At 40.8% G+C, this 23,177-nt stretch carries 16 protein-coding genes; 5 read left to right on the top strand and 11 right to left on the bottom strand.

Features of this window, described 5'->3' with window-relative positions; all coding sequences use genetic code 11:
• Nucleotides 1-79: 79 nt before the first annotated feature.
• From ppk1 to WKK05_RS20490, 6 genes are all read right to left on the bottom strand, one after another.
• Complete coding sequence (gene ppk1 / locus WKK05_RS20515; RefSeq protein WP_341524940.1) at nucleotides 80-2,260, bottom strand: polyphosphate kinase 1; 2,181 nt, start codon at nucleotides 2,258-2,260, stop codon at nucleotides 80-82.
• Nucleotides 2,261-2,578: 318 nt separating this feature from the next.
• Nucleotides 2,579-5,434, bottom strand: a complete 2,856-nt coding sequence (locus WKK05_RS20510) for a carboxypeptidase regulatory-like domain-containing protein (protein WP_341524939.1) — start codon at nucleotides 5,432-5,434, stop codon at nucleotides 2,579-2,581.
• Between the two features lie 118 nt (nucleotides 5,435-5,552).
• Nucleotides 5,553-6,467 (bottom strand): fimbria/pilus periplasmic chaperone, encoded by a 915-nt coding sequence (locus WKK05_RS20505; protein WP_341524938.1) that lies wholly within the window; start codon nucleotides 6,465-6,467, stop codon nucleotides 5,553-5,555.
• A gap of 159 nt (nucleotides 6,468-6,626) precedes the next feature.
• Nucleotides 6,627-7,175, bottom strand: coding sequence for a hypothetical protein (locus WKK05_RS20500; RefSeq protein ID WP_341524937.1), 549 nt, complete (start codon nucleotides 7,173-7,175; stop codon nucleotides 6,627-6,629).
• Between the two features lie 233 nt (nucleotides 7,176-7,408).
• Nucleotides 7,409-8,032: a hypothetical protein gene (locus WKK05_RS20495; protein WP_341524936.1), complete on the bottom strand. Its 624-nt coding sequence runs from the start codon at nucleotides 8,030-8,032 to the stop codon at nucleotides 7,409-7,411.
• Nucleotides 8,033-8,209: 177 nt separating this feature from the next.
• Complete coding sequence (locus tag WKK05_RS20490; protein WP_341524935.1) at nucleotides 8,210-10,942, bottom strand: pre-peptidase C-terminal domain-containing protein; 2,733 nt, start codon at nucleotides 10,940-10,942, stop codon at nucleotides 8,210-8,212.
• A 623-nt stretch (nucleotides 10,943-11,565) separates the two neighbouring features.
• Between WKK05_RS20490 and WKK05_RS20485 the strand changes: the two genes are divergently transcribed.
• The 3 genes from WKK05_RS20485 to WKK05_RS20475 all read left to right on the top strand — a co-directional run bounded on the left by WKK05_RS20485 (nucleotide 11,566) and on the right by WKK05_RS20475 (nucleotide 14,679).
• On the top strand, nucleotides 11,566-13,029 hold the full coding sequence (locus WKK05_RS20485; RefSeq protein WP_341524934.1) for a HAMP domain-containing sensor histidine kinase: 1,464 nt from the start codon (nucleotides 11,566-11,568) through the stop codon (nucleotides 13,027-13,029).
• A gap of 228 nt (nucleotides 13,030-13,257) precedes the next feature.
• Complete coding sequence (locus tag WKK05_RS20480) at nucleotides 13,258-13,755, top strand: DUF2267 domain-containing protein (RefSeq protein ID WP_341524933.1); 498 nt, start codon at nucleotides 13,258-13,260, stop codon at nucleotides 13,753-13,755.
• 276 nt (nucleotides 13,756-14,031) lie between these two features.
• Nucleotides 14,032-14,679 carry a hypothetical protein gene (locus WKK05_RS20475; protein ID WP_341524932.1) on the top strand — a complete coding sequence of 216 codons (648 nt, stop codon included), beginning with the start codon at nucleotides 14,032-14,034 and terminating at the stop codon, nucleotides 14,677-14,679.
• A gap of 69 nt (nucleotides 14,680-14,748) precedes the next feature.
• Here WKK05_RS20475 and WKK05_RS20470 read toward each other — a convergent pair whose 3' ends face one another.
• Nucleotides 14,749-15,804 carry a tetratricopeptide repeat protein gene (locus WKK05_RS20470; protein ID WP_341531135.1) on the bottom strand — a complete coding sequence of 352 codons (1,056 nt, stop codon included), beginning with the start codon at nucleotides 15,802-15,804 and terminating at the stop codon, nucleotides 14,749-14,751.
• Nucleotides 15,805-16,040: 236 nt separating this feature from the next.
• Nucleotides 16,041-16,658, bottom strand: a complete 618-nt coding sequence (locus WKK05_RS20465; RefSeq protein ID WP_341524931.1) for a sigma-70 family RNA polymerase sigma factor — start codon at nucleotides 16,656-16,658, stop codon at nucleotides 16,041-16,043.
• 200 nt (nucleotides 16,659-16,858) lie between these two features.
• Between WKK05_RS20465 and WKK05_RS20460 the strand changes: the two genes are divergently transcribed.
• Both WKK05_RS20460 and WKK05_RS20455 read left to right on the top strand, forming a co-directional pair.
• Nucleotides 16,859-17,455, top strand: coding sequence for a glyoxalase-like domain protein (locus WKK05_RS20460; protein WP_341524930.1), 597 nt, complete (start codon nucleotides 16,859-16,861; stop codon nucleotides 17,453-17,455).
• A 132-nt stretch (nucleotides 17,456-17,587) separates the two neighbouring features.
• Nucleotides 17,588-18,043, top strand: a complete 456-nt coding sequence (locus WKK05_RS20455) for a DUF29 domain-containing protein (protein WP_341531134.1) — start codon at nucleotides 17,588-17,590, stop codon at nucleotides 18,041-18,043.
• A gap of 12 nt (nucleotides 18,044-18,055) precedes the next feature.
• On the opposite strand, the gene WKK05_RS20450 is transcribed toward WKK05_RS20455, so the two are convergent.
• The 3 genes from WKK05_RS20450 to WKK05_RS20440 are packed head-to-tail and all read right to left on the bottom strand — an operon-like array spanning nucleotide 18,056 to nucleotide 23,036.
• Nucleotides 18,056-21,967, bottom strand: coding sequence for a CHAT domain-containing protein (locus tag WKK05_RS20450; protein ID WP_341524929.1), 3,912 nt, complete (start codon nucleotides 21,965-21,967; stop codon nucleotides 18,056-18,058).
• 17 nt (nucleotides 21,968-21,984) lie between these two features.
• Entirely contained in the window at nucleotides 21,985-22,707 is a 723-nt protein-coding gene (locus WKK05_RS20445) for a helix-turn-helix domain-containing protein (protein WP_341524928.1), read from the bottom strand.
• Entirely contained in the window at nucleotides 22,707-23,036 is a 330-nt protein-coding gene (locus WKK05_RS20440; RefSeq protein WP_341524927.1) for a type II toxin-antitoxin system RelE/ParE family toxin, read from the bottom strand. The genes WKK05_RS20445 and WKK05_RS20440 overlap by 1 nt, the downstream gene beginning before the upstream one ends.
• Nucleotides 23,037-23,177: the final 141 nt, after the last annotated feature.

Below are 23,177 nucleotides of genomic sequence, written 5' to 3'. Positions count from 1 at the left end.
TAATTAGATAAATGCTCAAAAAATTAAAGTATTCTGAAAAAAACTAATTTGAGCTAGTTGTCAAGGGATTAAAAACTTTTTAATCAATTAAGTTTGTGGCTACGCCAGTTGATCGTAAAGCCATATTAATGAGAGTTTTTTGTGAGTTAGCCTCTGGACAATCATCACCAGGATGTCGTTGAATGTACGTTCCATCTGCTTGTAACTCCCAAGCATGGCGGTTGTCTGCTAACATAATTCCCAATATCTCTTGCAAATCCTTAGCAATATCTGGATCTTTTACTGGGGTAATTACTTCGATTCGCCGATCCAGGTTGCGACGCATCCAGTCAGCACTACCAATATAGATTTCCTCTTCTCCATTGTTATAAAAATAATGAATGCGAGAGTGTTCTAAATAACGACCGACAATGCTGATTATGCGAATATTTTCACTGATGTCTTTAATCCCAGGGCGTAAACAGCAAACGCCCCTAATAATTAGGTCTATTTCCACTCCGGCGCGGGAAGCTTCATATAAAGTAGCGATAATTTCTGGATCAACTAAGGCATTCATTTTGGCAACAATACGTCCAGAAAATCCGTTTTGAACATTTTCGATTTCGCGACGAATTAGTGCCAAAAAGCGATCGCGCATATTCACAGGTGCAACTAGCAACTCTCGATAAGATTTTTGCCGAGAATAGCCTGTCAAGAAATTAAATACATCTGTTAAATCAGCACCTAATTCTTCACGACAACTAAACAATCCTAAATCTGTATATAGCCGTGCCGTTTTCGGGTTATAATTCCCCGTACCAATATGCACGTAGCGACGCATCCGGTCTTTTTCTCGCCGCACCACCAAGACAATTTTGCTATGGGTTTTCAGCCCTACTAAACCATAGACTACATGAACTCCAACTCTTTCTAGCCGTCTTGCCCAGTAAATATTATTCTCTTCATCAAACCGCGCTTTTAATTCCACCAGCACAGACACTTGCTTGCCATTTTCGGCAGCGGCAATTAAGGCATTTACTATCGGCGAGTCCCCAGAAGTCCGGTAAAGGGTCATCTTGATTGCTAAGACATTCGGGTCATGGGCTGCGTGGGTAATAAAGCGCACTACTGTTGCCGTAAAGGATTGATATGGATGATGTACCAACAAATCCTTTTCCCGAATCACAGCAAAAAAGTCTTTTCCTTCATCCATCTCCAGGACATCTGGGTTGAGACTTGGTTCTCGCAGCCGTTGCAGGCGCAAAGGTACAACAGATTGCCGTGGTGGATCTTTGAGTTCTGGTAATGGCAATGCCATAAAGTACATCAAATCCCGCAGTCCCAAAAGACCGTCTACTTCGTAGACATCATTTTCTGTTAATTCCAAATCTTGCAATAACTTTGACCGAATTGGTTCAGGAGTCTGCGATTGAATTTCTAACCGGACTGGACTCCCACCCATGCGTCGTTTTCGTAGTTCTTGTTCGATCGCTAATAATAAATCATCTGCCTCATCCTCTTCTAGTACCAAATCGGCGTCACGGGTAATACGGAAAGGATGATATTCTTGAATATTCATACCTGGAAATAAATATTCCAAGTTATGAGCGATCGCTTGTTCTAAGGGTACTCCAGTCCAGTGAGTTGGTGTTCCATTATTTTGCTCTCCCAACTCTGGCGGTATCGGTAAAAAGCGCGGTAGAACTTTGGGAACTTTGACTCTGGCAAAGTATTCTTCTTCGGTGTCTGGGTTTTTGACTACAACTGCTAAATTCAGACTGAGATTGGAAATGTAGGGAAAAGGATGGCTAGGGTCAACTGCAAGAGGAGTCAGAACCGGAAAGATTTGTTCTTCAAAGTAGCCTTCTAGATAATTCCGTTGTCTCTGATTTAAATCTATATAATCCAATATATGGATGCCATGCTTCCCTAACAGCGATCGAAGTACTTGCTCAAAATGTTGGTGCTGTTTTGCTACCTGGGGACTGAGGGTAGACCGAATATCATCTAGCTGTTGTTGTGGTGTGCGGCCATCAGGAGTTAACTGGGTGACTTTTGCTTCTACTTGTTGCTTTAAACCGGCAACGCGTACCATGAAAAACTCATCCAAATTTGAGCTAAAAATTGCTAAAAACTTGAGGCGTTCGAGAAGTGGTGTTCGTTGGTCGCAGGCTTCATGCAACACCTTGTTATTAAACTGCAACCAGCTTAACTCTCGGTTGAGATAGTATTGTGGATCGCTCAGATTGATGGGATTGACGCTCTTCTTTGATTTCGGCATGATGACCCAAGTGCAGGTAGCTGTAGCCCATTTAACTGGAGGATATAAACAATAGTAAATTAAATGGGCGTAGACGCATAGCGCTAAGGGGGTCGCAGTCTTGCCGATTGCCGTAGTTGCGATAGCATAGCGTTAGCGAGTCTTCTCCCTACAGCCCTTCTACTAAAGGAGACCAAGGCGAACGGGCATCCTACAGCAGGCGCTAGCCTTTCCCTTTGGGTGAAGGGGAGACGCCAAAGGCGAACGAGCGTCACCCCCGAATCCGTTAACGTAGGTCTTCGTCAGAAGAAGGGCAGGGTTTGTCGCTATACAACGCTTCTATTGTGGATTAGCGGCAGGTTCTTTAGTTTCCTTTACTGTTGGGGAAATTGGCAATTGCAGATTTTGGTCATAAAGGAAATCTTTGTCTATAGTAATATCTCGTGTGGGTAAGATAGCGCTATTGGTGATGCCATTTTGAGGCGAAATCCGTAAAATGTACTTGCCAGCCGGAACTGCATCTAAACGATAAAGACCAAACTCGTCAGTCGCAGACGCAGAAACTCGTTTGCCTTCAGCGTTAATGAGTTCTACCTCTATTTCTGGTATTGGTTTACCTGCGGCATCTGTAATTCGTCCTGCCAAACCATATTCTATTCTGACGGGGAAATCTAACTTAGTCACAGCAGAGTTTGCCACCTCAGCAACTACAGTAGTTTTCTTAATCGAAAGTTCTACAGGTAGCTGGTCTGGATCAAGTTGAACTATATAGACACCTTCTGGTAAATTACCGACAAAAAAATTACCTTGAGCGTCGATGGCAGATCCACCAAAGCTTTGATTGCGGTTATTGAACACCTGGATAGTAGATTCGCTGAGGTCAAAGCCTTTCCTTCCGCCTTCAACGATAACTCGTCCAGCGATCGCGCCTCGGTTTTTACCAATAGAGGTATACTCAGCTGGAGATATTCTACCACCGGCAAAAGATAAATCTGATACTAATGAAATAGTTAGGCGCTCATCGCCAATACCGCCATAAATGCTCTTGTATCTCGAAGGGATGCCTTGATAATCAAGTCTGGCGAATAAACCCGGAAGTAACCGCATACTAGCGCCTACCACTGGGCCAACTTCTCCATCTCTGTATCCTAGTCCTAACCGCCAGCTCAAACCTGAAAGGCTAGGCGCGTTACGATTGAGCGTTGCAGTATAACGAGTAGACAAATCGCCGCCAGATTCAGTTCCAAAAGATACTAGATATTCTCGGCTCAAGTTCTGGCTAAAATCTGTTGAGTATATATCCCCAGACGAGGTAAAAGTCAGCCTGCTATTTTGTGTTGCTTGATAGAAAGCGTTGAATAAATAGCGTCCTAAAATATCAGGTCTACCACTTAGAGATAAGTTAGAAACGGGACTTAATGAAAAAGTTGGCAAAATGTAATTAGTTGAATTACTCTGATCTTGGTAACTACGGGCAATCACTCCCAAACTAAAATTGTTACTAAAGTTGTACCTAGTTTCCAGACTATGCTTAACATAATCGCGTGATTGACTGCTATACAAATAGCCAGATGGATAAAATTCGGAATTACCGATAATTTGGAAGCGGTTTAACTGAACATCTAAATCCGCTGTATAACCTATTTGACCACGAGAAGTCCCAGCACTAGCAGCTAGAATCACTGGATTTGCGAAGCGCCAAGCAAACCCTGCTTGCGCTTGTGTTGTCTCAGGGAGTACTTGCACTGCCCCTTCCAACGTTAAATTATTAGAAAGACCTTGACGCACCTGATAAAATGCCACAGGCTGACCTGAGTCAGTGGAATTATAATCTTCAAATAAAGCATTCTGGATAGAGTTACCACTTAATCCAACACCTGCTAATTGAACATTTCCACCAGATGGTAACAATAAATCAGAAGCATTAAGTCTTAAAGAACGGATTTCTCTTGGTACATTCGGATTATTCCGGTCAAAAATATAAAGTTCAATTTCATTAGATTGACCACTAGGCAAGTTAACATCTAAAAATTCGTATTCTCCGGTAAGCCCTACCTGCTGTTGGGCAACAACCACACCACTAACTCTTAACTGAACAAAACTTGTGGGAGGAACTATACCTCGAAATGTTTGTGTAGCTTGTGAGCGTCTGGGCAGAAGCTCATTTGCACCATAGTCATTATTAAATCTATTAGCAGGTAGATTAGTATACCCAACTTGTACTCCTGTCAAATTAACATTTGTTAGTAAGGTATGCAGTCCAAGTTGTTGCCGACCTATCTGATAAAGAAATTGTCCTGTGCGTTTAAAGAAATAATATTCAGTAACATCTGGCTGATTGACAAAATTGTTATCTAGGCGCAGACGCCATGAGCCACCAGCTAAACGTCCTCCTAGAAGAGTGGAGCTACTCCAACTAGTATCTCCAGAATTACTATAAAAGTTCAACTCTTGCCTAAAATTGGATAATCCGCTACTAGGAGGTAGAACTTCTGGCCGGAGATCAGCAGCATTAGTGCTTGTTTGTCCACTATCTCTGCGCCACGGCAAATCAACAATCAAAGCTAAATCAGCAGAATTAAACTGAATATATGTAGCTAATTTTTCTTTCAATAAAGTATCGCTGATATAAGTGATACCTTTAATTTTATTCAATTTATTTTCGGCTAGCGTAACTACTCCAGCAGGTGTTTTGAGTTTGATTCCTTCAGGAGTAGGTTCAACAATAAAACCAGCAAGTTGTGCAAAATCTAATAATGGGAGTAATAAAGTATTTCCATCTCGTACAACATCTAAGCTACCAACTTCTTGGTTGTTGATAATTATCCCAAGTAATAAATTTTTTGCTTCTGCTATAGTATTTTCATTAGCAGTATTCGGCAAAGGATTATTTTTGTCTACTGAGGTTTCTGAAGCTTTAGAATTATCATTACTGGCAGATGGTTCGGAGGGGACTTGAGTTTTTAAAGTTTGAGCAATTATCCTTTTATCAAATTGTTCTTTAATACAGACTTGCTGTGAGCTAGCTGGAGAAAATTCAGCAGGTAAAGTTTCTGGTGGAGCAGAAGCTGCGATCGCTGTTGCAATTATCCTCTTTCTCTGACTGATATTAGTATCTACTGGCTTTTGGCAAGAGATATTCTTTGAATCTACAATTGTAACTGTTGGGGGAGGTGTTGGAGTTTGGTAGACCATAGCTTAAGCACAAAAATTCCCATAAGCAACCTAAGACACTTCTTGGCTGCATAGAAAAAGTGAAAATCAACTTAGTTTGTAATTAGGTTGAAAAATTAAGTTTTTGGAGTAACAAAAGCTATTTGTTACGGATGGAATTTCTCAGATTCTGAGCAGCAGGATTGCTTTGAGGCTGGTTATTGCTAACTGCTGGAATAGTAAAGGGTATGCCTTTATTAATTTGCACACCGCTTAAATCTCCATTAATATCTAATACATAGTTACCAGGAGGTAGCTTTTTCGTAATTGGTAACCGGAGTTGACGACGATTTTCAGGCAATACTGGTGATGAAGGTAATGAGCCTGTATCTAATACAAACTTTGGAATCTTGGCTTCTGGTTTACCCAAATTAGCCAAAGGTTTCGTCGCTTCTGCTCCCGGATATTTGGCAGCAGGCCAAATGGCATATTGACCATTTAGTCTCACATATCCATTGCCTTGATTAGAAATATCAAAGACTGCACTTAAATCCTTAAGTTTGGTGTCTACAGTTACAGAGTTAATTACACCAACTCTTTTAACTTTTCCTACATAACCATAGATTACAACTCCTAACCGTCCAATAATTCTCACACCTTTAGATTGTGTATTGTTAGGAGGAACTTCTTCAAAATAAATTACAGCTCGATGTTCACCTGATCTAGGCTGAACTTTGGGACGAATAGCAAAGCGGAGAGTTTGAGCGCCACCTGCTGGAATTTTAAACCTAGCAGGAGTGAAAACAATCCACTGCTCTAAAGATTGTTCGCTAGGAGCAACTTCTTGCAGTTTATTATCTTCATTCATCACCCATGATCGCACAACAGCCTTAACTTCAATTGGCTCAGATGAAGGGTTCAAAACGCGAATAGCCTGAGTGCGCGTTTTGCTACTATTAATTTCCACTTCAATTCTAGAGGGTGTGACGCCAATATTGAGTGCTGTAGCAGGAGGCATTCCTAAAGCCAATACCCCCATTAAACCTAAAGCTATATTTCTAGATTTTGACAACATCTGGTTGAAATTTTTTCCTGTACAGATGACAAACTATTTACGACTGCAAAAGCAAAAAACTAAATACCCTGTACCATTCTCAATAACTGTAGTAGAACTTCTAGACTTGGTTTACCCAATAAAGCTAGATGTGCTATTACAAAAATTGCAATTTGTAAACTAACGACGATTCACTGTGACAGTAATATCGCCAGAATATCCACCTGCTAACTGTGCAGTTGAAAGATCCATTCTCAACCGCATTCCCCCCTGCACTAAAGCTGTATTAGTATTGGAATCGCGGGAAATCTCAATAATAGGCAATGGTTCTATCACAACTTGAACTGTTGAGTTAGAAGCATTCTCATTGCTCACTGCATTGTTGCGACCATTCTCAGCTCTCAGTTCATAAGTGGCATAGAGAGAACCCACTTGATCTATGGGTACTCGCATTTGCCAGAGTTTTGGTAATTCACGGGTAATTACGGCATGAAAGCTAGGAGGAGTGAGTAAATCTTGCTGATTTTTGACTGAATCATTAATGCCAGCAGGTGAAATTTCTGTTTGCGCTATGGGAGGAATGGTTATTCTTTGTGGAATTGATAACTGATTAATCTCTGTAGGCGCAGAGGTTTCTACAAATAGCGTTTGTGCTAGTGTATGGGGCTGTATGAGTGCCAGAAACGCTATACTAGCACTTATACAGCTAATGACTTTAGTCTTTGACATATTGCTGATTGCTGATATCAAATTTGCCTATTTTTAGCGTCTTCAACTTAGAAGCTTGGCAAAGGGAAGGAAGTCTGAAAAATGGGAGGAGAAGAATCTGCTCTGTGTATGCGATATCCACGACAGATATCTTCTCCGAAATATCAGAGAAGTTAGAGTGAAGCGCTATTTAAAACTGAATTGGCAAAACTTTCTACAGGTTTGTACCAAGACTTAAATAGCCTTAGCCTTAATTAAGGAGCATCTGCTGTTATGGTAATTACGCCAGTATATGAACCTGCGGTGGTGGAGTTAGTCAAGTCTAGAGCGAAATCTATTCCACCAACAAAAGTAGGGTCAACTAAGCCTTTGGGAACCTTCCCAGTTTGGTTAGATGATCCATTAATAGTATATGCTACTGTCCCAATTGCCGGAGCTACAGCAGTAAGCGTTCCTGTTAAGCCTGTGTCCTTGTTGTAAGTGATGTTAACTCCGGCTGCACGCGGGCTGTTAGACCATACTGCATACACACCAGTTAATGACTGGTTTAACGAGCCAACACCTGCGCGTGCAAATGGTGATGAAGTATTCACACCAGTACCAGGTATACTAGTAGTAGGATCAGTACCTACTGTACCACTATTGCTAGCACTGCCATAAAAACCACTTCCTGTTGCTGTCAATCCAGATGCTAGATCAGATGCTGAAATACCCACATAAATGTCACTAACAGTCTTTAAGTAGAGTACTTCAGGTACTTGGACGTTAAGATTTACAGGTGCTGCTGTACCTGAAATCTGAGCCTGTGCTGGTGCAGAAGTAATAGCAGTACCCAAAGCGACTATACTAGCAGCGATCGCGAAAAATTTGTTCTTCATAGTTGAAAGTTGCTCCTCATTTCCTTAATTGGTGTCAGTCTGTTTTGACTGTTATTAGAATTTAGTAGTCTCTATTTAGCAAACCAATGCCTTTGAGGTTTGCCTAGAAGTTGTCTAGACTTCAATGAACCTGTAACCTATTCAATCTGGCCGATGTTTTTTACAATCACCTCCTGTTTAAATCACCCATAACTCTGTTCCGTTAGTCCCATTCGTGGCGGTAAAGAACAGCCTTGTACCAACGACAGTTAGCTTGGCAGGATCAGCATTGCCATTGGCATAAATATTGCTAACCTTGCTCGTACCTAAAGCTGTGCCGTCGCTGCTCCATACTTCTCTGTTGCTACTATCAGAAGCTGCAAAATACAGGGAGCCATTAAAATTGATGAGACTTTGGGGAATACTGTTGTTGGGGTCGGAACCGACCCAAATATCTTTAACTAGTCCTGTGTTGGCATCAGTACCGTCAGTTTTCCATAGTTCCAGACCAGTTGCATTATCAGGAGCGATGAAGTAAAGAGCATTGCCAACGGCAGTCAAATTAGATGCACCAAAACCAATATTTGGTGCTTGAGTAGTATCGTTCTTAACTCTGATTGTGCCGTTAGAAGTACCATCAGTCTTCCATAGTTCTGGCTTAAAGTCATTGCCATACTTCACAAAGTACAGGTTATTGCCAACTGGTGTTAGATAGCTCGGTGCTACGCTATTATTACCAGGCGTAACATCTTTAACCACACTAGCTACTCCAGCATCGTACTTCCATACTTCATATCCACTAGTGCCATCGTTAGCAGTGAAGTAGAGCCTGCTGCCAAGAGTGGTAAGGTTGGCAGGAGATGAGCCAAGTGATCCTGGTCTGATGTCAATTACTTGGGTTCCACTATTAGTACTGTCGCTTACCCAAAGCTCAGTACCATTACTGGGGTCAGTGGCTGTAAAGTAAAGCTTGCCGTTAACGGCAGTAAGATTGGTTGGGCTGGAACTTTTGCTACCAGAGTAAATGTCTTTCACTAGACGAACTTGTGTACCGTCATAGACCCAAACTTCTCTACCGTTTGTGCCATCGTCAGCAGTAAAAAACAGGTTGCTACCCACGACAGTCAGATTACTTGGATTGGAACTGCCAGAGTTAGGATTAATGTCACTTACTATTCGGGCTTGAGTGCCGTCGTATACCCAAACTTCTGTACCTTTCGTACCATCATTGGCAGTGAAATACAGCTTGTTGTTCAAGACGGTCAGATTAGCTGGGTTGAAACTGCCAGGATTAATATTAGTGATGCGGGTAGTGTTGGCTACAGTGCCGCCGCTCTTCAACAACTGGGAGCCAGTGCTACCATCATTGGCAGTAAAGTACAAAGTGTTACCCCATGCTGTTAAATTGTCAGGACTCGAACCGTTAGTCCCTTGATTCAGGTCAAACATCTGAGTTTGTTGAGTAGCAGACAAGCTTAAGTTATAGAAGGTGTTAGCTAAACCAGATGTGTAGACCCGAACGAAATAACTACCTGCACTCAGGTTAATGTTAATAGTTTCATTTACTGTTCCTGTGTTGGCAGATGATTGAAATACAACACGATTGCTGTTAATCAGTTGCACATCTGCGTTATCAGACAAATTACTGAGATTAAGACTGAATAGACTACTTCTATTGAGGCTAAAAGTATAGTAATCATCAGTATCGATGTTGCCGACAAACTCATTTAAGCTTTGAGAAGCATTTAAAGTGCCAATATTCTTGGCTGTATTCTCGGTGTTAGGAGCTTGGTCTGCGGCTATCGGCGTGGCAGATATGCTGAGATCGTAGTTAGTTGCAGAGCCTGTACCAGGAGTTACTAAAATGTAATATACACCAGCTTTTAAGCTACGCCTGATTGCATCTGTAGCAGTTCCTAACTGCTGGGAAGATTGAACTCCATAACCAGAACTATCTAGCAGTTGTAAATCCGCATTTGCACTTGTTGGTTTTAAGGAAATATCAACTAATGCATCAGAATTTGTCAAAGTCGTTAAATCTAGACGGTAGTAATCTAGATTGTCAGAGGAATTTACAAAGTCTGAGAAAGTTGAAGGGAGAGTGGTGATATTTCGCGCTGCTGCTAGTGTATTGCCAGCATTGTCTACTTGGTCTGGTGTAAAGGCAACTTGCAAATTATAGTTAGTAACATTTTTTGTATTTGCATACACCTGAATGTAATACGAACCTTGGGCAAGACTGCTAGTAACTATAGATTCTGATGTTGTGCCGATTTGATTAGATGATTGAATGACTGTTGGGCCAGCCTTCAGCAACACCAGATTAGCATCGGCTGTTAGACCATTGAGTGTAATATTGAGTGTGCCGTTGCTTGCTAAGTCAACTTTGTAAAAGTCTCTAACATCTTGAATTACACTACTATCTGTAATCCCATTTTGCTCTCCCACAAAATCAGTTGTACTGTAGTTGAGGTTGCTGATACTTAGTGGTGTAGGAATAGTGTATGCAGTGTTAATTGCATTGTCAAAAGTTAATCTTCCACTATCTAGGATGGGATCAGATGAAAAGCTGAGATTATAATTTGTGTTGCTTGCTGAATCGAAAACCTGAGCGTAGTATGTGCCAGCAACTAGAGAGGTACGAATTGATTCTGATGTATTACCTGACTGAGCAGATTTAGTAATAGTCCCACCAGTACTGTTGAGTAAATACAAATCAGCATTACTACTCAAGCCATCTAAGTTTAAGTTAACAATGCTGGAACTGCTAACAGTAAATTTATAGGTATCAATAAAGTCAGAGCCGCCAATGGAGTTTTGAAATGTATTGATTGTGCTGGTGAGCGAACCGTTAATATAAGATGAAGATGTAGTGTCTAAAGCTGTGGCTGTTGTACTTTCTGGATCAGAAAATCCTGAATAAGTTGGCATATCTATTTATTCTTTTATATAAAACCACAACAAAAATATTGGCTGCGAAGTACCCTAGCAATGCAAGTTATTTGCAGTTAATTAACCACAAAATTTTTATTATTTCTGGCAAATTATTTAGCTGATATCCTGAAGATGCAAGCCTTGAGAAATATGCTGTTTACTTTTGTAATTAAATTGTTGTGTGTGAATTATCAAAAGTGCAATATTAAAAATCGTAAATTATATACCTTTACTAAACTTTTATTGTCCTTTAAGCTTTCTCCTTTAAGGTTTACTGCACATAGAATTTAACTCCCCTTTAAAAAGGAATACCACCGTAAATATACTTAAATAATAAACAGAGTTGTTTTAAAAATTGAAAAAACTTTTAGTATAAAATATTATGCTCTACTTACCATTTTCTGTCTTGACAAAGCAAGGGGCTTGATTTGCGATCGCTATACCTATGTAAGCTAATGAAGATTCAAGTTGCATAAAATCAGGGCTTAAGTCTTTACTACAAGCAGATAATTCTAGAAAAATAAATGACGATTAGCGATTAGTTTATATACTTTCAACTCTTATAAATAAAATAGGATGACTATATAGATAGTTATCAATAGTAGGTTTTTGATTGCAATATGTTTCAAGCTACTCGTCGCCGTCTTGCTCTTTGGTACACTACTGTTACAGCAGTGTTACTACTAGTGTTCGCTAGCGGCGTTTATTTATATGTCCGTAGTACATTAATTGAGCGAATTGACGATACTCTTAATCATGTAGTGGAAATAGTTGAGCGATGTCTAACGACAAGTCCCTGCGCGTCTTCGCTTGTAATTGAACCAGTTAATTCCGACGCTGATAAATTCCGTATTAATGTCGAAGCCAGTTTTCGCAACAATACTGACGCTGTAGAAGATGACCACATCGACCTAGAATGGTTTAGCCCAACCGGTGAATTACTCTGGTCAACTCTATCCCAACCCCTCAATATCCCTATTCGTGCCAATCGCACTGGTGAAACTGTGCGCGTAGTTAGGGAACAGAGGGTAAGAACGGGAGATGATAAACTTCTCACTCAAGATTCAGCACTATTATTGCGACAAGTCACACAGCGCGTAGAAGTCGGACGGCTGGTTTTGGGATATCTGCGTGTTAGCCATCCCTGGTTTGAAGTTACCAAACCTAGCCGACAGTTGATTTTAGATTTGGCACTAGGTACTGGATTAATGCTGCTTTCAGTGGCTGCGAGTGGTTGGTTTCTTTCAGGTAAAGCAATGGAACCTGTAGGCGAGTCTTATCAACGCCTCAAACAATTTACTGCCGATGCTTCTCATGAACTTAGAAGTCCGATTACTTTGATTCAAACTAATGTGCAAGTTGCCCTTGCTGATTTGGAATTAGCACAGACAGAAGCTACTGATTCTCTACAGTATCGGCAACATTTAAAAGTGGTGGAACGATTAACGCAACGCTTGGGTAAGTTAGTTAATGACTTGCTGTTCCTAGCCCGACAAGATAGTGGTATTAGCAAAAATGTCTTTTCAGATTGTCCACTAGACGCTTTACTTATGGAAGTTGTTGAAGAACAACAACTATTAGCTACTGAAAAAGAAATCACCCTTTCTTTAGACTTAATTGATCCTCCTAACTGGGAAATCAGCCCTGAATTACTTGACAATTGGTTTACACTTGTAGGCAACTGGGATGAACTAATCCGACTGTTCACAAATTTGATTGGTAATGCCTTACGATATACCCCTATAGGTGGACGGGTGAATGTAAAATTAGCACGAATAGAAGGAATAAATCGCGTCTCTAGAATTCGTTACAGCAGTGCCTATTTACAAATTAAGGTGAGTGATAGTGGAATTGGTATTCCAACGGAGTCACTACCACACTTATTTGACCGCTTTTACCGGGTAGATCCGGCACGTACTCATAAAATTGAAAACACAACTACAGAAAATACTACTGGTTCAGGATTGGGATTAGCGATCGCTCAAGCTATTGTCGAACATCATCAAGGTCAAATTCAAGTTGAAAGCACCCTTGGTAAAGGAACCACATTCACCGTTACTTTACCAATAACTCTAGAGTCTTAAATTCTAAATTCAACAATTGTTTCCCCTGGCAGATGCAGAGGTTGATTTTTAAATATTACTCTAATTTTGAAAGGTTGAAGACTTGAGCCATCAACTCACATTCTAACAGTTTGATATAGCTAGTACTATAACTTATCCTGATTAGCTATACACACTGTTAGTTTATTTTTGTTTGGCGAAATTTACTACAACCATAATGCATTAATAAAAATATTTCGGAGGGCTTAGATGCCAACTTCTACCAGTGAAATCAAAGAAAAAGATATACCATTTTTGGAAAAGGTTCAACAGAAGAGTGGTATAGCCGATCTTTACGACGCTAGGGATATAACCGAAGTGGTATTCCGAGTGATGCGCGACTTGATGACTACAGAAGCTGCCGACAGAGTAGAGGCAGAACTGCACAAACCGGCTGAAACAGCTGTAGCAACTGATGATAAAGCGCTGGAAATGGAAATTGCCGACTTGTGGCACGATACAAATCCGATTGTAGCTTTCCTAAGCCGGGTGCGTCCACCTTGGCAAGGCCCAGGCATCTTTAAAATTGATAGCGATCGCTTTCTATTTCGGGTAGCAAACGAAAGTCCAATGCAACCTAATGTAGACCGGGAACAGGTAGTTAAAGCAGTTTTTTCTGCTACTAAAGACGAATTATCGTCAGAAAGAATTCAGGAAATTGCTAGCTGGTTACCTGACAGAGTGCGCCAACTTTGGGAAGAAGCTTAATAATTTATGTGGTTATAAGTGAGGGAATAAATTTAACTCCTCACTTATAAATATATGGTATAGGTTAAAAATATATATCTAAAGTTAGTAGTTTTAAATTCTTTAGTGAGATGTAAGAGTTTATCTTTACTCGTTAATCTGTAATTAATAATTTCTAATTTTCTAAAAGCTAAGATTATGTACAGCAGGCAAATTAATTTTTGCTTTGCTTTAATTAACCTGCTGTGAAATATGTCAAAGCAAAGCAATTTTAGACATTATCTCAGGAAGTAAACAATGAATAATGGTTATCTAAAGTTACGCAAATCAGCTGAGTTACTCGGTGCTATTTGTGGAGGATTACTAATTAGTGTACCAGCAATTCCTCTAGCAGCTTCAGCACAGCAAAGAACTGCTGGAGTTAATCCCTGTCCCCGAATTTTCTACGAACCTCCACATAATACTCAGGTTTTAGTACCGCAGGGATGTCCTCCTAATGCTTTCACTCAACAGCGGGATGCACGAGGGGCATCTTCTACTCAAACAGCACCAGTAACAGTAAGCCCACAGGTTCCTACTACCACTACAACTACACCCCAACCATCAGCAACTGAACCAGCACAAACACCTAGCGCAACCATCGCCCTCTCAAATGGTAAAGTTACTGTCAAGTTAGTGAATGAGACTGCGGCTAGTATCACTTATGAAGTCATTGGTGATACACCACCGCGATCGCTAACAGGTAAGTCAGATGTAATGCTGCAAAATTTAAGCGCACCAGTAACAGTCACATTTCAACGTGAGGATGGCGGATTACTGACTGTAACTCCACAACCGTCTTCAGAACCAGGAATGTTAGAAGTGAGATTGAAAGAAGCAACTAATGTAGGCAAAGACAGAGGTGCGATGCGGATTCAACAAAATGGTGCAGTGTTGTTAAATTAGTCCAGAGTCCAGAGCCAAGAGTTAAAAGTCAAAAACTCTTGGCTCATGACTAAATAATTTCAACTAACTTTAGCGCTTCTGGATTTTAGTGAGCCTGTTGAGCAAAAATACTTCACGTTTGCTGTCTTCTAATCGCCGCGCCAGTGTAATTGCTCTTTCGTAAAAATTGCGGGCAGTTGGATAATTACCCACTTGCTCGTACAACTGTGCATAAGACTCGAAAGATTTCAATTCTTCGTGCAAATTTTGTAATTCGTTAGCGAGCGCCAAACGCTGTTCTAGTAAATCAAAGGCACGTTCATAGCGTTTTACAACGGTGTGAGCTGTGACTAAGCCATCAATTGCTCGTAATTGATTGGGGCGATCGCTATTGGTTTTAGCTATCCGCAATGCCGCACCATAGCTGCCAATTGTATCCTGATAATTTCCAGATGCTAGGTAGGCGTCACCCAAATTATTTAGAGTATTTGCTTGGGCAATGGTATTACCAGTTTGACGACGGAAAATTAAAGCATTTTCATACAATTTAATTGCTTTGTTATAATCTCTCTCCCTGGCAGCAACCAAACCTAAATTACTCAAAGACAGCCCTTCTCCTTCAATATTTTTAACATTGTGAGCAATTGTCAGTGCTTCCTCTAAAGTCTTACCAGCAGCAGGAGTTTCGCCCTGTTGCAGTAAAAATGTACCAATGTTATTGAGTAAAAAAATCTGAGATTGAAAGTCTTGAGTATCACGAGCGATCGCTAATCCTCGGCGTAAAGCATCATCTGCCTCTTTGAGCCGACCTTGTTGGACATAAGCTTTAGCAAGCAAATTGTAAGTCAGACCTTGTGCTTTGACATCCCCGATTGAGTGATAAATTTCTAATGCCTGCAAACCAGAAGCAATTGTTTTATCGGGATATCCTGATTTGTACTGCTGTTCACCGATATTTAGTAAACTGTCTGCTTCATCTCTTAGCTGCCGTCCAACCGAACTATTTAAAGGACGGTGGAGTTGTTGCGTAATATCAACTGCACCTGCTGCTATGGGACTTAGCAGGAAAGTGAGCAGTAAAAGGTAAAAGGTGCAAAACTGGAATTTATCAAAGCGCTGCGTGGATAACTGGAGATTAGGAACCATATAAAGAAATTCAGGGGCTTGTACTATGAACTGAAACTGGATTTTTCCTAATACCCAGTACCTAGTACCCAGTACCCAGTCCCTATCTAAAATGGAATGCCTTGGCAATATATAGCGTTGTTTCATAAAACTTACCCTTGGAGTTTCGGGTTTAAGTAGAAGGTCTAAGAAGAAGTTTTAATTTCTCAATTAAAAAACAAGCAATATACGCAATTATACTTAAGGTGTGATTGACCTCAATCTTCACCCAAGTAAATAGCGCGAATATCTGCGGGTAATTTATCTTCTAGCATACGATAGCCTTCTTGAATAAAATTTGCTACTTCAATAGGGGTGATCGTTTCACCTTCTGCTTGTAGGTAAGCAGCGATTCTAGTTTCACTCCAGTGGAAGGTTTGAGCCATCAACACTATCAAGCGTAAAACTGCTGGAAATTGGTCTAATGCTTGTTCTACATAACACCATAGCGGCGGCGAAGTCGCTTGCAGAGAATAATGAATTGCTTCTGTGGGTGGTAGTTGAATTTCGTTAATACAGAAAGCTGTCACGTTGATTAACCAATTTTGCAGGGTTAGGGTTTCTTCCCCTGATTGAGGGCTAGTTAAATTTAGTCCACCAAGTTCGTAGTAGATATGCCGCCAAGTGAGGGCAAACAGATAATCTGCTTGCACAGGCGATCGCGCCGAATGCCGAATCAAAGTGTACACTATCGGGCTATAGCGGCAAAAAATCACCGTAAAATACTTACCGACCTCTGGATGGCGCTGAAATAGAGTCAGTAGTTCATTGTCAGTTTCATGAAACAGCGACTTAACTAGGGGATGATTAGCTTCGGGAAAATGTGGAATTTGCACGAGCCTTGCAGTTGATAGTTGTTAAAATATTTTTGAGACTCATAGTCTCATAGTTATTCGCATAATATCTAGCGTGTTGCTCAGTTTGTAGCTGAGACTCAGATTAGTTGACTATTGATAAACTAGAAACAAAGACTTAATTTTAGTCTTAATCGCCCATCATAAAAGCGCCTCTCTTTATACAATCCTTAAATTTGTTCATGGTTATAGCAGTTAGTGTCATATCGTTCTTATTCAATCCTGTGACTTTAGGCTCTTTTTTGCCTTCCCTGCCCTTGGATAGCTTATTCTCTACCCAAGGCATCATGGTGATGTTGCTAGCAGCCTATGCTGGTGCTATGTGGATGTTCCTCACTAGCGCCCCGAAAGTCCACACAGTTATGGTGTCAGACTTAGAGGTAGCACGACAGTTGTATGAAGGGCTGCTAGATTTGCCAGCAGCTGAAGTGCCTTTGCACTACTACTACAACTACGAACAAACCATAGGGGCTACTGGGATTGATCCGCTTTATATGTCAGCCAGCCCCACCATGTCCAGCAGAATGATGAACAATGCTAATGATGGGCTGTGGTATCAACTGAAGAAAAATACCCAGTTACACGTCATTAATGGCGCGAGTTTAGGTACAAAAAATCAGCAACGTCACGTTTGCTTTGATCACGACTGCCTGGAACTGATTTTAATGCGAGTTGAAATGCGCGGTTTAAAGTTTAAAATTCGTAACCAAAAGCCCCTGAATTTTTTGGTCAAGGATTATGAAGGGCGGGTTATTGAGATAGCTGAAGTAGCAAATTAGTTATTAGTTATTAAGATTTTAAGTTGGGTGGGGCGTAGCTTGCTGCCGTAGGCATCGCTCCACCCATTATTTATTTTTATATAAGAGTGATTATCAGGTTTTCCTAAATAGAAGCGTATGGCTGTTGAAAAGATGTACACATATCATCTCTATGAAACAGATTTCTATGCCTGGACTCAAGAACAGGTCAGCTTGCTCAAAAATCAACAATGGGAGCAGTTAGATACGGTTAACCTAATTGAAGAAATTGAAACTTTGGGCAGAAGAGAACGGCAAGAATTGAGAAATCGGCTAGGAGTATTGCTAGGACATCTGCTGAAATGGCAGTTTCAATCAGACAAACGCAGCAATAGTTGGTTAGGTACAATTCGGGAGCAACGTGTCCAAATTAAGCTGCTTCTGCAAGATAGTCCTAGTTTGAAACCCTATCTAGATGAAATTTTCCCCGTTGTTTATGAACTAGGTTTGGCTTTGGCGATTCGAGAGACTCAACTGGGTGAACAAGTTTTTCCAGAAATATGTCCTTACACTGTAGCTCAAACACTAAATTCTGAATTCTTACCAAATCTAAATCAGGTTGATGAGTAGATAGAGTTGTTATTACCGTAAACCTTGGCAAATAAATGCAGCCCAGTAACGAGAATGTGAAAAGGGAAATTTCTCAGGAGAATTTTTTACTTTAGAAATCTCCAGTGTAACGCCAGCATACTTCCTATACTCGCGATCGCACTCCAAATATTCAGTAGAACCAGGTAAGTATTGTTGTCGCTTATTTCTAGCTTCTTTGCGTCCCAGTTCTGCCTGCTGAGATATTTCTGTCAAATCTTCTTTTTTCACTTGACGCAGCTGAATCTGCGCTTGCTGTAGCGATTCAGGACGGGTTTTACCTTGTTGTCGTTGCTGATAATAGAAAATAGAAAATAATGCTGTTGCTAGGTCATTTACTGCCCACAAAGTACTCACAACACTTCTAGCTCCAGCACATAAAAAGCCAGTAGAGAGAGTAAGAATATCATCAGTGAGGGAGGGATTACCTAAATTTGTCTCACAGCAGGACAAAAAAACATCAAAAAGTTGCGGAAAGCGCCAACTTGGTGTCATCAACTGTCCCAATGTGATACTACCGTCCGCTAATTTTAACTGGGACTCTAAAGGATTATCTAGACGAGATTGGGCGTGATGGCAAGAGTGGAGTACTTGAACTTGTTGTACTAACTGGCGATAGTTTTTACAGGTGGCTTGACTACTGCCGATTAATCTTTTTTCTCTGGGAATGTTATGTAACTGAGCTATTTTCTCACCTTCAAAACTGGCACAAGGAAGGTTATCTTGAGCATCTTCCACAGTGCCATATTGTAGAGACCTTGTATGCAACGTCTCTACATTGTCACGTTGTTGACAAAATTCTAAAATTTGGCAGCTTGGGGTGTAACGAATCAGAAATTTATCTCCTAAGTATTCCTGATATTCTCCTGTAGGCAAAGCAGCCAAGGGAATTTGATGCAGTAATAGATGAGGGACTAAAATTAGTTCTTCTATTCCTTGAAGATGTTGAAAAATGAGTTCAGATATTTGTAGGCGTTCAGCTAGTTCGCGGAGAATACTGTTAGTTTGAGTTTTCCATTTGTTGGAATCATTTATATAAGGCAATAACCAACTCTGCTTAATCCAGTCTTGCAACGTCTCTAATCCCTGTCCAGTACAAGTGTGGAGAGTAATTTGGTTTTGCTTGACAACAAAAATATGGGTGTCGCTGTTGGTAGTGTAGAAACTGAGGATAGCTGTATTGGTTTGGTCAATTAGCTTTTGAATTTCTGACAAGCTGAGGGGGTTAACTTGAATTTCTCCAGCTAGTACGGGATCTTCGCGTCTGAGACTTTCCCAAACTTGTTGTTTTTGGGTTTCTAAAGATGCGATCGCTTCATTATAAGCTTGGAATTTAGCGCGTGTTTCAATAGGGTTCTTTTCAGATTGATGGCGCGTCCATTCTTGATCAATTTGCCGTTGTAGTTCTTCGTATTGCTGTAATAATTTTTGAACTTTTGGGGGGATTTCTTCGCCTTGATATAGGCTGTAGCTTGCCATTAAGTCTACCAAGCGTTTGGAACGCGATCGCTCTGAATATTCAAATGCTTTTTCTAGTTGTCCGGCGTTGATGCAAGCTTGCACCATCTCTTGGTAAATGTCGATGGCTTCTTCGAGAATTTTTTGGCGACGAGTTTCAGACGTTGCCCAAATGCGGCTAGTTTCTACAGCCTCAATCGCAGCAGCATAGCCAAAGATAGCTTTATCCCAGATTTGATTGATGAAAGCTACATTCCCGAGGCTTCTACCAACTGAGAGGCATTTTTGAGGAAAAGCGCTGGAGGTAAATTCTTGTAGAGCTTGCGTGTAATGGTGGATAGCTTGTTTGATATTCTCTGCTCTTTCGCCTCGAAGACGTTTTGTATAGTAATTACCAAAACTCCACTGGGTATTTGCCCATTCTTCAGGAAAGCTTTCACGAGTTCTTACTATTAGCAATTCTTCATTACAGTTAATAGCAAGTTCAAGGTTTTCTGCTTGTTCTCCTATTATGCGGTCACTGTAGGCAAAGCCAAGATTGTGCATGGTTTGTGCCCATTCTTGAGGAAACCGATCGCGAGTTCTGACTTGCAGTGACTCTTGGAAACAGCAAATAGCAAGTTCGAGGTTTTCCGCTCTTTCCCCAATTATGCGGTCTTCATAGGTAATGCCAAGATTACATTTAACTAATGCCCATTCTTGGGGAAAGTCTTCACGGGTATATACTTGCAAGGCTTGTTGAAAACAATGGATAGACTGTTCTAAGTTTTCTGCTCTATTCTCTAAAATACGGTCACCGTAAGCATTGCCGAGGACATTTTGAGTTTTTGCCCAGTCTTGGGGAGAGTCTTCGCGAGTTATAAACTGTAACGCCTCAGTGAAACAATGGATAGCTTTTTCTATGTTCTCGGCTTTTTCCCCTCGAATGCGCTCCCAATAAACTACTCCGAGAATGTTTTGGGTGTTTGCCCACATTTTAGGGATACGTTCACGGGAGAATATTTGTTGCGCTTGTGTTAAACAATGAATAGCTTTTTCGAGATTTTCGACTCGTTTCCCTCGGATGCGTTCTCTGTAGCTTATGCCAAGATTGAATTGAGTCAGCGCCCAATTGTCTGGAAAGCGTGAGGGGCTACATTCTTGTAGTGTATTTGTGCAACAAAAGATAGCTTGTTCAATATTTTCTGCTCGTTCCCCTCGGATGCGTCTTTCATATGCGATACCGAGGTCAAAATGCGTGTTTAACCATTCTAGAGGAAAGCGATCGCGGGTTCTTACCTTTAGCTTTTCTTGGAAACAGTGAATAGCTTGCTCGATGTTTTCGGCTTTTTCCCCTTGGATGCGTTCCATGTAGATTTGGCCAAGTTGATGTTGAGTTCTGGCCCAGACTTCAGGAAATCTATTTGGGGTACATTCTTGCAATGCCTGCCTGTAAAAGTTGATAGCTTGTTCAATGTTGTCAGATTTTTTTCCTTGGATGCGTTTCTCGTAGGCCATACCAAGATTGTATTGAGTTTTTGCCCATTTTTCAGTTAAGCCTGAGCATCTGTAGATTTTTAGAGCTTTTGTATAGCACTCTATGGCTTGTTCGATGTTGTCAGACTTTTCTCCTGGAAAGCGCTCTAAATAAACACCGCCAAGATTATATTGGATGCTTGCCCAATCTTTGGGAAAACTTTCACGAGTTCTGACCTGTAAGGCTTGTTGCCAACTATTGATAGCTTGTTCAATGTTGTCGGATTTGTCACCTTGGATACGCTCACTATAGGCTTTCCCAAGATTATATTGAGCCGTTGCCCATTGTTCGGGAAAGTTCCTAGAAGTGCATTTTTTTATAACTTCTGTTAAACAGTGGATTGCTTGTTCTAAATTTTCTGAGCGATCACCGAGAATGCGATCGCACAAGACAGCGCCAAGATTAATTAGGGTATTGCCCCAGTAATCTAGAAAACGGGAACGGGTAGGTTCTTGTAAAACTTCTGTCCAGCAGAGGATAGCTTTTTCCTGGTTTTCAGATCGCTCTCCTCGAATGCGATCGCGGTAGGCATTGCCGAGATTATTTTGGGCAGTTGCCCACATTAAAGGAATGCGATCACGGCTCAAAACTGTTAATGCAGCTTCATACCCAGTAATAACTATCTCCAGATGACTAGCTTGATTACATAATGGAAAACGCGAAAGTGAATAACTGAATTCGTGAAGAGCGAACGCAATAATAAGTGCCTCTTCTGACTTCTTGTCGGATAAGTTCTTGGTAGCCCATTCGCACAATATTTGAGCAAACTTATCATTCAATTCATCTAAATTAGCACGTAGCAGCCGATACAAAACTTCTGACTTACCTTGGCTATCTGAAGTTGCTTTTAATAATTTATGTAGCAAATCAATATAGCCTTTATCATCTTGTTCCTTATTTTTTTGCTTTTCAACACCAAAACCTTTCACCATATTAATTAAACTAATATTTACTTATACTTATCAAAAAAATCTGCCAACTTATCCACTAATTCTTCTGCTAAATCCAACAACTCAATCTCATCGATTTCATTACTGGATTCGCGATTATTTTCTCCAACTGCCACATTAGCGGCCAACACATTTTTTACAGCAAAAATCCGCTCTTCTTCCTCTGTAAGACTCAAACATTTTTCCAACTCTACAGCGATTTCTTCAATTGTCCTTGAACTCAAATGCTCTCTCACTTTCACCGCTACTAAATCGTCACTTTCCAGCAGTTTTACCAAAGCTGTTTTTAGTCCATCATCCTCGCTGGAAAACTTCTCAATCGCTACGCGGACATATTCCCGCACGCTCATATTTGCCGCCAATGCCTTTTGAAAAACTACATCTGGTACATCTACCAGCAATAGACCTTCGTTATCGCTGGCTTGATATAAGTCATCCCCTTGTTTGACGGCTACTAGTAAGTCTGCACCCAATGTATGTAAATAGTGCAACACTGATTCCAACTCATGCTCCTTTAGCGCCGACTCCAATTTTGACACCGCCGCTTGCTGCACTCCCAGTTTTTCCGCTAGCTGCGCCTGAGTCAATCCTGCTTTGTTACGTATTTCCCGCATAGCATCGGTAAGATAGAGACGCAGGTACTCTAGCTTGCCTGCCAAAATCACCTCTGGGTCGTCGCTTACCTTTTGCTGCAACCAAGCTTGAAAATTAGGCTTTTTCATTACTGTTCCCTCTGCTGCAATTCACGCAATCTAACTTTTGCAGGTTCTTTGTCTCTATCTTTAATAGCGTGGTCGTATATTTTCATAAAGGCGTGTAGCATCACAAACCGCTGAGGGGTAGTAGTCGTTAAGATAAATCTTGGATTATGTTCGTTTTTGGTCAGACGTAACTCATACAGGTCATCTTCTAAATTCTCAAAGATGCCGCTGGGGAGTGATGCAAGTCCTTTGTTGCACAAGTAGCCAAGATTAACTTGCAGACGCTTGGTTTCGGAAGCACTTAGTAATGGTTTTGGTAGATTTTCTGGTTGCTCTTCTTCAGGAATCATCCTGATACATAAAGCAAGCAAATCTTTGGGGATTTCCCCATTGACATCTAGATAAAGTTCCCACGTCTAGCCCACTTCCTACCTCAAAGTCTAGTATTCTTTATAAGGAATGTCAATAGTATTATTCTTTTAAAGGAATAT

It is taken from the genome of Nostoc sp. UHCC 0302 (assembly GCF_038096175.1).
Taxonomy (GTDB): Bacteria; Cyanobacteriota; Cyanobacteriia; order Cyanobacteriales; family Nostocaceae; genus UHCC-0302.
The sequence above is the reverse complement of the archived record's forward strand: the minus strand, read 5'-3'. Positions and strand labels throughout refer to the sequence as shown.

Bases quoted from the DNA above. Each gene is read 5' to 3' on its own strand.
- ppk1 (WP_341524940.1), bottom strand. From the start codon at position 2,260: ATGCCGAAATCAAAGAAGAGCGTCAATCCCATCAATCTGAGCGATCCA.
- WKK05_RS20510 (WP_341524939.1), bottom strand. From the start codon at position 5,434: ATGGTCTACCAAACTCCAACACCTCCCCCAACAGTTACAATTGTAGAT.
- WKK05_RS20505 (WP_341524938.1), bottom strand. From the start codon at position 6,467: ATGTTGTCAAAATCTAGAAATATAGCTTTAGGTTTAATGGGGGTATTG.
- WKK05_RS20500 (WP_341524937.1), bottom strand. From the start codon at position 7,175: ATGTCAAAGACTAAAGTCATTAGCTGTATAAGTGCTAGTATAGCGTTT.
- WKK05_RS20495 (WP_341524936.1), bottom strand. From the start codon at position 8,032: ATGAAGAACAAATTTTTCGCGATCGCTGCTAGTATAGTCGCTTTGGGT.
- WKK05_RS20490 (WP_341524935.1), bottom strand. From the start codon at position 10,942: ATGCCAACTTATTCAGGATTTTCTGATCCAGAAAGTACAACAGCCACA.
- WKK05_RS20485 (WP_341524934.1), top strand. From the start codon at position 11,566: ATGTTTCAAGCTACTCGTCGCCGTCTTGCTCTTTGGTACACTACTGTT.
- WKK05_RS20480 (WP_341524933.1), top strand. From the start codon at position 13,258: ATGCCAACTTCTACCAGTGAAATCAAAGAAAAAGATATACCATTTTTG.
- WKK05_RS20475 (WP_341524932.1), top strand. From the start codon at position 14,032: ATGAATAATGGTTATCTAAAGTTACGCAAATCAGCTGAGTTACTCGGT.
- WKK05_RS20470 (WP_341531135.1), bottom strand. From the start codon at position 15,804: ATGGTTCCTAATCTCCAGTTATCCACGCAGCGCTTTGATAAATTCCAG.
- WKK05_RS20460 (WP_341524930.1), top strand. From the start codon at position 16,859: ATGGTTATAGCAGTTAGTGTCATATCGTTCTTATTCAATCCTGTGACT.
- WKK05_RS20455 (WP_341531134.1), top strand. From the start codon at position 17,588: ATGTACACATATCATCTCTATGAAACAGATTTCTATGCCTGGACTCAA.
- WKK05_RS20450 (WP_341524929.1), bottom strand. From the start codon at position 21,967: ATGGTGAAAGGTTTTGGTGTTGAAAAGCAAAAAAATAAGGAACAAGAT.
- WKK05_RS20445 (WP_341524928.1), bottom strand. From the start codon at position 22,707: ATGAAAAAGCCTAATTTTCAAGCTTGGTTGCAGCAAAAGGTAAGCGAC.
- WKK05_RS20440 (WP_341524927.1), bottom strand. From the start codon at position 23,036: ATGATTCCTGAAGAAGAGCAACCAGAAAATCTACCAAAACCATTACTA.